Origin of the sequence: Herbaspirillum sp. UBA812, from assembly GCF_002296545.1 — a bacterium.
GTDB classification, from domain to species: domain Bacteria; phylum Pseudomonadota; class Gammaproteobacteria; order Burkholderiales; family Burkholderiaceae_D; genus Herbaspirillum; species Herbaspirillum huttiense.
Map to the genome: position 1 here is coordinate 1 of NZ_DBIC01000087.1, position 3,760 is coordinate 3,760.

The 3,760-nt window shown below is 67.7% G+C and carries 3 protein-coding genes; all 3 read right to left on the bottom strand.

All coding sequences use genetic code 11. The features are described from left to right. Nucleotides 1-531 (bottom strand): flagellar cap protein FliD N-terminal domain-containing protein (locus B3873_RS05840; RefSeq protein WP_286864590.1); only part of this gene is annotated, 531 nt, incomplete at its 3' end. A gap of 25 nt (nt 532-556) precedes the next feature. Then, nucleotides 557-1,675 carry a VirK/YbjX family protein gene (locus B3873_RS05845; protein WP_276840943.1) on the bottom strand — a complete coding sequence of 373 codons (1,119 nt, stop codon included), beginning with the start codon at nt 1,673-1,675 and terminating at the stop codon, nt 557-559. Nucleotides 1,676-1,813: 138 nt separating this feature from the next. After that, a partial coding sequence (locus B3873_RS05850; RefSeq protein ID WP_286864591.1) for a TonB-dependent siderophore receptor occupies nt 1,814-3,760 on the bottom strand: 1,947 nt, incomplete at its 5' end.

The following is a 3,760-nucleotide window of genomic DNA, read 5'->3' on the forward strand; positions in this document are numbered from 1 at the left end:
ACCGGCTTCGTCGCGCGTGACGCTGGCGGTCACGCCTGCGTTGGCGGCGTTGATGGTATCGCGCAGCCCGGTGACGGTGGCGTCGGCCTTGAGCGTGATGAATGCCGGTGGCCGGGTGCCGACTTTGATGGCCAGTGAATCGCCAGCCCGGAACAGTTGGCCGCTGGCAAAGCCGCCGGAGCGGATCTTCTGGGCCAGCGCGCGGGTGGAGTCATCGGCGTTGATGTCGGCGCTGATGGCGTCGGCCCCGGTCTTGACCTCGCCGCCACTGCCCGTGGCGTTGCCGCTGTTGCTGACCGCCGCCTTCTGGGCGCTGAACCTGGTGGCCGTCAGCCCGGCCAGCGCGCTCTGGTAGGTGCCGAGCGCCTTGTCGAGGCTGCCATAGGCGGCCAGCAGGGCATTGAAGCCATCGGCCTTGCTGGCCAGCGGCGTCAGGCGCGATTTGCTTTCCACGGCGACCAGCTGGTTGACCAGGTTGGCCACGTCCAGTGGTCCCGCCGAGGTGGAGATGGAGCCGGTAGATGTTGCCATGTTGCCTCCGTAGCGCAGTCGGTGTTCAGGTGCCGGTGCGCACCAGCGCGCCGCGCACCTGCTGCGTGACAGCCTGCGTGAGCGCCAGGCGTTGACGGGCTTCGGCGCGCTTGCGCGAGGGCAGGGATTGCAGATCCGGTGCCGTTTCTTCACATGGCAATTCGTAGTCGCCATCGCTGCGCCTTGCTGCGCCCAGTTCCTGCCAGAAAGCGTCATAGTCGGCGTGAACCCGCCCGCCCTTGCCGCGCCGGCCGGCCACGCGATTGCCATTGCTCACCAGCAGTACGCGGCTGCAGCCATGGCCAGCACCGATGGCGCGCACCATGCGGATCATCAGCGCCTTGGGCCGCAGGCCGAACAGGTCGCGTGTGGCGCGCCGGATCTGCTCGCGGCTGTCGGCACCGCCGCTGCCCTGCAGGCAGCCGATGCGCACGATCCAGCCGCTGCCCTGGCGGCACAGGGTGAAAGCGGTCGAGAACAGGTGGTCCTGGCCGCGATACAGGTGCAGCGCCAGTTCGCCTTCGTGGTCCAGGCTGTTGATGGCGGCCAGGCGCACTTCGTAGTCCTGGCCCGACTTGCCTTGGAACTGTCCGATCGGAATCTGCTGCTGCGACGCTTGCAGTACCAGCGGGGCCAGGCCACGGCGGATGACGAAGTCGTAGTGGCTGGTCAGGATCTCCAGCCGTTGCGGCCGGCGCAGGCGCAGCGACTGGTAGGGCCGGTAGATCTTGTGCAGCAGGCGCGGCGTGGCCACGGCCAGGGCCGCATGGGTGGCAGTCAGGTTCCAGAAATCCAGCCATTGCCGCGTCTGGCGCGGGGCCAGCAGGCCGCGTGCGCGCAGCTTGATCTGCCGGGCCAGGCGAGAGAGCGGCGCGCGCGGCTGGTCCGGAGCACTGAGCAGGCTGAGCGGCGCACTCGGGCGGGCCGCGCGCAGGCGCGCGGGAACGGCCGCGTTCCAGGCCGGGGAGGGACGGGCGGCACCGGTACTGGCGCGTACCAGCTGCACGCACCGGGCCACGCCCGGTACCAGCAGGTAACACGCCACGGCCAGCAGCAACAGGCTCAGGCAGGCCAGCAACGGTTCCTGGATGTCCAGCAGCAGCCCGTAAGGGCCGGGGGTATGCGGAACGGTAATGAACGACATGGGGACGACTCCTTGCACGATGAAGACAGAGAAAGGGAGCTCTCTGTCTTGCTTGTGCAACGAGCCGCGCAAAATGACGGTCTGTTACAAATTTTTTTTCAGGGGGGGGGCAGTGGGCCGCTGCGCTGGCGCAGCGGATCAGAACTCGACGATATGGGTCAGGGTGAGCGTGCGGGACGGCTCCACGCCGATGGTGGTGGTGGCGAAGTCGCTGTAGAGGCGGCGGTCGAACAGGTTGCGGATGCCCAGCGTGGTGCGGCTGCCGCTGCCGCGATGGTAGAGGCTGGCGTCGACCCGGGTCTGGCCGGCGATGCGTACCTGCGAATCGCTGTCGCTGAAGGCCATGTAGCTGCTGCGTGCGGTGAGGCCGGCCCCGAAGCCCCAGCCGCGCCATGCCTCGGACTGCAGGTCATAGGTGCTCCACAAGCTGGCGCGATGGTGGGCGAACTGTGCGATCCGGCGGTCTTCTTCGGTGCTCGCGGCCGGACGGAACAGGCTGTAGCCGTAACTGGCGATGATGTTCCAGCCGCGTGCCAGGCGGCCCGACAGGTTCAGCTCCACGCCCTGGCTGACGGCCGAGGGCAGCAGCACGTAGCTGTTGAAGGGCGAGCTGGTATCGGGAAACACGAACTGCAGCACATTGGTATGGCTGGCACGGTAGAGGGCGGCGGTGAAGATGGCACGGCGCTCCAGCAGCTCCAGCTTGAGGCCGACTTCCGCCGATTTCCCGGTGGTGGCGGGCGCACTGTTGATGCCGGGTTTGCCGCCATTGAGGCTGGAGTCCAGCAGCAGCTGGCCCGGGGTGAAACTGCGGAAGGCATTGGCGTAAACGGTGGCGGTGTCGCTGAGCCGGTACGCGATCCCGAGGTTGTAGACCGGGCCGTGCCGGGGTGGCGAGGTGTCGTGCTCGACGCCGTTCATGTCGACGTCCGACGAAAAATTGTTGCGTTCCTGTTCGTAGCCGACGTTGGCCAGCAGCGTCCAGCGGCGCCAGCGCACCTGGTCCTGCAGGTAGAGGTTGGAGGTGTAGATCGCGTCGCGGCCGCTGACGATGCCGGGGGTATCGGTGATGGCCGGGAAGTCGCTGGCGACGGGCGGCCAGGTGACGCCGATGACGTTCGAATTGCTGGTGTCGCTGTAGCGGAGCAGGCGTGTGCGCGTGAAGCTGCCACCGGCCATCACCGTATGCTGCCACTCGCCGCTGACGATCTTGCGGGAGAGGCTGTTGTCCAGCCCGATGCTGTCCGCATGCAGCAGCGACTGGTCGCTCACGCATACGCCGGTGCCTTCGTCCAGGTCCACCGGCGAGCAACTGGTGTAGCCGGCGGAGTGGTAGCGCAGCCGCGTCAGGCGGGCCTTGCTGTTGAGACGCCAGCCGTCACCCAGGTCTTGCTCCCACCGGTAGAACAGCTCGCTCTTGGTGGCCTGGCTGTGATCGTCCGGCAGGCCCCAGGGGGCGTTGCGCAAGTCAGGGCCTGGCCCGGTGTCGGTGAGCATGGCGCTCTGGTAGCCGCCGAAGGGGGACCGTGTGACGTGGTGGCTCAGGCCTGCTACCACGGCGGTATCACGGTCCTTGTAGCCGAGCGAGGCGGCGAGGTAGAACTCGCGCGCGCCGTCGTAGCCATCCAGGGTGCGCTTGTCGTGGGTGGCCGAGAGGATCGTGCGATAGGTCCAGGCGCGGTTCTCCGTGAGGCTGCCGCCGAGGTCGAGGGCGCTGCGGCGATGGCCGCGATTGTCCACCTCCAGCGTCCATTCGCGCAGGGTGTCGGCCACCGGTTGTTTGGTCACGATGTTGACTGATCCACCTGGTTCCATCGGTCCGCCGACCACGATGGAGTCGGCGCCGCCCAGGACTTCGACACGTTCGATGGCAGCCATGGGCACATCCAGCGAGGTGATGCTGCGTGAGCCGGCGACGCGGCCGTTGGTCACGTTGGACAGCGAGACCAGGTCGCCCCAGCCATCGCGCATGACCGGGGCGATGAAGCTGCGCACGTAGAGCGTACCGGCCTGGTCGACGCCGTCGCCGCGGCCATGGACCACGGCGCTGATGTTCTGCAGGCTGTCCACCACCGAGCGCGATTG